At 69.5% G+C, this 5,370-nt stretch carries 6 protein-coding genes; 1 reads left to right on the top strand and 5 read right to left on the bottom strand.

Features of this window, described 5'->3' with window-relative positions; translation table 11 throughout:
• Positions 1-898: glycosyltransferase family 9 protein (locus tag ACXJKR_RS23225; RefSeq protein ID WP_457324816.1), on the bottom strand; the 898-nt coding region annotated here is incomplete at its 3' end.
• A 60-nt stretch (positions 899-958) separates the two neighbouring features.
• Here ACXJKR_RS23225 and ACXJKR_RS23220 point away from each other — a divergent pair.
• On the top strand, positions 959-1,720 hold the full coding sequence (locus tag ACXJKR_RS23220; RefSeq protein WP_457324815.1) for a hydroxypyruvate isomerase family protein: 762 nt from the start codon (positions 959-961) through the stop codon (positions 1,718-1,720).
• Here ACXJKR_RS23220 and ACXJKR_RS23215 read toward each other — a convergent pair.
• From ACXJKR_RS23215 to pyrR, 4 genes are all read right to left on the bottom strand, one after another.
• Positions 1,701-2,432: a lysophospholipid acyltransferase family protein gene (locus tag ACXJKR_RS23215; protein ID WP_457324814.1), complete on the bottom strand. Its 732-nt coding sequence runs from the start codon at positions 2,430-2,432 to the stop codon at positions 1,701-1,703. The genes ACXJKR_RS23220 and ACXJKR_RS23215 overlap by 20 nt on opposite strands.
• Positions 2,433-2,508: 76 nt before the next feature.
• Complete coding sequence (locus tag ACXJKR_RS23210) at positions 2,509-3,810, bottom strand: dihydroorotase (protein WP_457324813.1); 1,302 nt, start codon at positions 3,808-3,810, stop codon at positions 2,509-2,511.
• A gap of 2 nt (positions 3,811-3,812) precedes the next feature.
• On the bottom strand, positions 3,813-4,775 hold the full coding sequence (locus tag ACXJKR_RS23205) for an aspartate carbamoyltransferase catalytic subunit (protein WP_056199446.1): 963 nt from the start codon (positions 4,773-4,775) through the stop codon (positions 3,813-3,815).
• Positions 4,775-5,263 (bottom strand): bifunctional pyr operon transcriptional regulator/uracil phosphoribosyltransferase PyrR, encoded by a 489-nt coding sequence (gene pyrR / locus ACXJKR_RS23200; protein ID WP_056199449.1) that lies wholly within the window; start codon positions 5,261-5,263, stop codon positions 4,775-4,777. The genes ACXJKR_RS23205 and pyrR overlap by 1 nt, the downstream gene beginning before the upstream one ends.
• Between the last annotated feature and the right edge of the window lie 107 nt (positions 5,264-5,370).

Below are 5,370 nucleotides of genomic sequence, written 5' to 3'. Positions count from 1 at the left end.
CCCAGGGGGTGAGCAGCCGTGCGCCGACGCCGGCGGCGATGTGGCCCGGCCCGGTGTCGTTGGAGACGACGATGCCGGCCATCTGCAGCAACGCGGCGTAGATGCCCAGGCCCACGCCTTCGAACCGCACCACGTCGGGGTAGAGCTGGCGGGCCCCCTCCAGTTCGGTCGGTCCCGGCACCATCACGATGCGGCGCCCCGCCGCATCCAGGCGGCGCACGAATTCCGGGAAGGCCGGCCAGGTGCGGTCCAGGAACTCGGTTTTCCCGTTGGCGAACGGGCAGATCATCACGTAGCGCCCCGGCGCGATGCCTTGCCCCGCCAGCAGAGCGGCGGCCCGCTCCCGCTGGGCCTCGCTGACCTGCAGGCCGATGACCGGCGGAGGCGGCTCGTCGATGCCGAGGAAGTCGCAGGCCAGTTCCCAGTATTCGACCAGCGTGTGCCGCCCCGGGCGCCGCGGGTGACCACGGCGCATCAGCCAGGTGCGCCCCTCCACCGCATGGCCCTCGGCGCGCAGGCCGGCCAGTCGCGCGTCCAGCGCCGCTGAAAACGCGTAGGGAAAGAGCAGCGTATTGGAGCGCCGGTCGAATCCGGGGTCTTGCGCACGCAGCTGCCGCCGCAGCGCGCGCAACTGCGCCACGCGCTCGCCGAGCCTCTCGGGCCGCACATGGACGCGCCAGCCTTCCGTCTCCAACAACCCGCGTGCCCAGCTCTTGCCGACCAGTTCAAGGCGATAGCCGTGGCTTTGCAGCAGCCGCAGCGCCGGAATGCTCAAAACCGTGTCGCCAACGAAGTTGCGCAGACGGACGATCAACGGTCGGGCTTCTATCATCAGCAATTCTTTACAAGTGACGCGGGATTCTCCCTGCGCAGGCCCGTTCTCCATGCCCGAGATCACCCTGCCCTCCTCAGCCAAAGTGATCGCCAGCCATGACGCCGCCCTGGTAGCGGAGTCGCAGTGATCCCGCCACGCTTCGCAGCCAATCTCGATTGGCTCTATACCGAGCACGCCTATCTCGACCGGCCGGCGGTGGCACGGGCCGACGGCTTTGCCGCCGTCGAGCTGCAGCAGCCGCATCTGCATGACCGCCCACCGCTGACGGCCGCGCTGGCGGGGCTGAAGGTCGTCCTCATCAACGCCCCTGCCGGCGACTGGGCCGTCGGCGAGCGCGGCTTCACCGCCCTGCCCGGCCGCGAGGCCGAGTTTCGCGACGCGACGCTGCGCGGCCTGGACTTGGCCGACCGCCTTGGCGCGGCCCGCGTGCATCTGCTGTCAGGCTTGGCCGAGGACACGCCCGAGCACCGCTCGACCTGGCTGGCCAACCTCGGCTGGGCCGCCGAGCAGTCCCCCCTGCCCCTGGTCGTCGAGCCCATCAACCGCCGCGACATGCCCGGCTATTTCCTGCATCGCCAGGCCCAGGCGCTGGAGCTGCTGGCGGCGCTGGACACGCCACGCGTGCAACTGCAACTCGACCTCTACCATTGCCGCGTCGCTGAAGGTGAATCACTGACACATCTGGCGCGCGCGCTGGACCTCGGCGTGCTGGGCCATGTGCAGGTCGCCGGCGTTGCCGGGCGGCATGAGCCCGAGGCCGGTGAATTCGCAGCGGAGCTGGCCCTGCTGAACGCGCGTGGCTGGCAAGGCGTTGTCGGCCTGGAATACCGGCCCCGTGGCAATACGTCGGCCGGCCTGGCCTGGCTCAGCCCAGCTTCGCGCTGATCACGCCGCGCAGCATCGCACCAAGGGCGCGACGGTCCTGGCCGGTCGCCATCACGCTGGGCAGGATCTGCACATCAATGCCCAGCCCCTTGGCCGAAGCAATGCGCCACAGGCTCTCAACCAACGTCGTGTCGCCGATGAAGCGCGCCGACGAGCTGAAGCGCTCGCCGGGCTCGTGCCACCGCAGCACGACGGGCAGCACCGGGGCATCGACCGACACCGCCGCCTGCAGCAGGTTGGCGTGGAAGGGCAGCATCTCGGGCCCGGCGCCCGTGGTGCCTTCCGGGAAGACGGCGACACAGTCGCCCGCCTGCAGGGCTGCGGCCGTCTGGTGCACGACACGCAGCGCATCGCGCTTGCTGGCGCGCTCGATGAAGAGCGTGCCGGCGCCTTCGACGAGGGCGCCGACCACCGGCCAGTGCCTCACGTCCGCCTTGGACACGAAGCGCGCCTGCGGCAGCACCGCGTGGACGCCGGCGATGTCCAGCCAGGAGATGTGGTTGGCCACCATGAGATGACCCGTCGGCAAGGCCTGGCCCTGAGACTTCAGCGCGATGCCGAGGATGCGCAGCGTCTTGAGCGACCACCACTGGATCAGCCCATGCCGCTCGGACGCCGTCAGCAGCTCGAAGCGGCGCTTGACGATCCACAGGCCGTGCAGCACATGCGGCACAAGGCGCGTGAGGCGCCAGGTGGCGATCAGGGATCTCATTCAGCCTCCCGCCGGGCCGCCCCTAGGGAGGCTGCACCCCCTCGGGGGGCAGCGTGCGAAGCGCGCGTGGGGGCCGTCATCCTTCGTAGGCGACGTGGCCGGCGACAAGGGTGCAACGCACGCGCGCGGGCAGCTCGAAACCGCTGGAGGCGAAGGCAAACGGCGTGTGCTTGCCCTGGCTGGCCAGGGCGTCGGGCGTGACGGACCAGCTCGCCGCCGCGTCGAACACGCAGACATCGGCGACGCCACCTTCCACCAGGCGACCGGCGCTGGCGGACAAAGAGCCGAGTGCGCTGCCCAGCACCCGCACCGGTTCGGCCGTCACGACAGCCAGCGCACGCTGCAGCGGCAGCTTGGAATCCTGGGCCCAGCGCAGCGCCAGGCTCAGCAGCAGCTCCAGGCCCGTCGCGCCCGGCGTGGCCTCGGCAAAGGGCACAGCCTTCTCGTCGGTCGTCACGGGCATGTGGTCGGACACCAGCGCGTCAATCGCTCCATCGGCGAGGCCCGCGCGCAGCGCATCGCGGTCACGGCCCTGGCGCAGCGGCGGCGTCAGGCGCATGGCCGAATCGAAGTAGCCGATGTCGACGTCACTGAGGTGCAGCGAATTGATGGACACATCCGCCGTGACAGGCAGGCCCTCGCGCTTGGCCGCGCGCACCAGCTCGACGCCGGCGGCGCTGGACAGGCGGCAGACATGCACCCGGGCGCCCGTGGCGCGTACCAATTCAAAAATGGTGTGCAGCGCCACTGTCTCGGCGCTGACGGGCACGCCGGACAGTCCCAGCCGCGTCGCGACCGAACCGCTGGCCGCGACGCCACCGCCGAGATAGGCGTCCTGCGGGCGCAGCCAGACCGTGTAGCCATAGGTGGCGGCGTATTGAAGCGCGCGGCTCAGCACCAGCGTGTCCTTGATCGGCACCTCGGCCTGCGAGAAGCCGATGCAGCCAGCCTCGGTCAGCTCGGCCATCTCGGTGAGTGCCGTGCCGTTCAACTGGCGCGTCAGCGCGCCAAGTGGGAACAGGCGGCAGCGACTGAGCTTGCGGGCGCGGAACTTCAGCATCTCCACCAGGCCGGGCTCGTCCAGCACCGGGTCGGTGTCGGGCGGGCAGACCAGGCTGGTCACGCCACCAGCGGCCGCTGCGGCGAGTTCGCTTTCGAGCAGGCCTTCATGCTCGTGGCCGGGCTCGCGCAGCCGGGCGCACAGGTCGACGAGGCCGGGCGCGACGATGAGGCCGCTCGCGTCCACGGTGCGGTCGGCAACGAAGTCGCCCACATCCCCCAGGTGCACGATACGGCCATTGGCGATGGCGACGTCGCCGATGCGGTCGAGACTGGATGCCGGGTCGATCAGCCGGCCGCCTTTGATCAGGATCTTCATGCTCATGCCTCGTTGCCAGCCAGGATGGCCATGACGGCCATGCGCACCGCGATGCCGAAGGTGACCTGCGGCAGGATGACGCTGCTCTTGCCGTCGGCCACTTCGGACGCGATCTCGACGCCGCGGTTGATCGGCCCCGGGTGCATGACGATGGCGTCGGGCTTGGCCAGGCGCAACTTGTCGGGCGTCAGGCCGAAGTGCTTGAAGAACTCGCCGCTGCTGGGCAGCATGCCGCCGTTCATGCGCTCGTTCTGCAGGCGCAGCATGATGATGACGTCGGCGTCCTTCACACCTTCGGCCATGTCGTGGCAGACGCGCACGCCCATGTCGCGCAGGTCGCCGGGGACCAGGGTCTTGGGGCCCACCGCGCGGATCTCCGGTACGCCCAGGATGTTGAGCGCGTGGATGTCGCTGCGAGCGACGCGCGAGTGAACGATGTCGCCGACTATGGATACGGTCAGGTTGCGGAAGTCTTTCTTGAAGTGCCGGATCGTGTACATGTCCAGCAGCCCTTGAGTCGGGTGGGCGTGGCGGCCGTCGCCGGCGTTGACAACGTGCACGTGCGGCGCGCAATGCTGGGCGATCAGGTGGGGCGCGCCGCTCTCGCTGTGGCGCACGACGAACATGTCGGCGTGCATGGCGCTGAGGTTGGCCACCGTGTCCAGCAGCGTCTCGCCCTTGGCCGTGGAGCTGCGCGCGATGTCCAGGTTGATGACGTCGGCCGACAGGCGCTTGGCGGCGATCTCGAAGGTGGTGCGGGTGCGGGTGCTGTTCTCGAAGAACAGGTTGAACACCGACTTGCCGCGCAGCAGCGGCACCTTCTTGACCTCACGGTCGTTGACCGAGAGGAAGCTGCCCGCGGTGTCCAGGATCTGCTCCATGACCGCACGCGGCAGGCCTTCGGTGGACAGCAGGTGGATCAGCTCGCCGTGCTTGTTGAGCTGGGGGTTGCGTTTGGAAAGCATCACTTCACCTCAAAGGCAAATCGGCCCCCATCGGCGCGCGCGAGGCGCAGGCTCTGGTCTGCGGCGAGCGTGACGCGGGCCGCAGAGAACGCCGGCTCGATCGGCAGCTGCCGCCCGCCGCGGTCCACCAGCACCGCCAGCTGCACGCTCGCCGGGCGGCCGAAGTCGAACAGCTCGTTGAGCACGGCCCGCGTCGTGCGGCCGGTGTAGAGCACGTCGTCGATGAGCAGGATGTCGCGGCCGTTGACGTCGAAGGGCAGCGAGGTGTGGTCGGCCTTGGCCAGGCCGCGTGAGCCGAAGTCGTCGCGGTGCAGCACGCTGGAGATGGTGCCGGCGTCGGCCAGGCCCAGGTCGACGGCCAGCCGCTCGGCCAGCCAGGCGCCGCCGCTCCAGATGCCCACGAGGGCAGTGTCGGCGGTCAGCAGTCGCTGCACGCCGCGCCTGAGCTCGAGGTAAAGGCCTTCAGCGTCCAGCTTGAGGTCACTCATGGGTGTTCCCGGAAAAATTGTTCAAGGATGAGGGCAGCCGCTGCGGCGTCCACGTCGTGCGCGCCTTCAGCCTCGGCTTCGACGCTGGTGTAGCGCTCGTCCACTTC

This window comes from Roseateles sp. P5_E11 (assembly GCF_054049355.1).
The sequence above is the reverse complement of the archived record's forward strand: the minus strand, read 5'-3'. Positions and strand labels throughout refer to the sequence as shown.

Excerpts from the sequence above, each read along its gene's own strand:
- pyrR (WP_056199449.1), bottom strand. The coding sequence starts at position 5,263 with ATGAGTGACCTCAAGCTGGACGCTGAAGGCCTTTACCTCGAGCTCAGG.
- ACXJKR_RS23205 (WP_056199446.1), bottom strand. The coding sequence starts at position 4,775 with ATGCTTTCCAAACGCAACCCCCAGCTCAACAAGCACGGCGAGCTGATC.
- ACXJKR_RS23210 (WP_457324813.1), bottom strand. The coding sequence starts at position 3,810 with ATGAAGATCCTGATCAAAGGCGGCCGGCTGATCGACCCGGCATCCAGT.
- ACXJKR_RS23215 (WP_457324814.1), bottom strand. The coding sequence starts at position 2,432 with ATGAGATCCCTGATCGCCACCTGGCGCCTCACGCGCCTTGTGCCGCAT.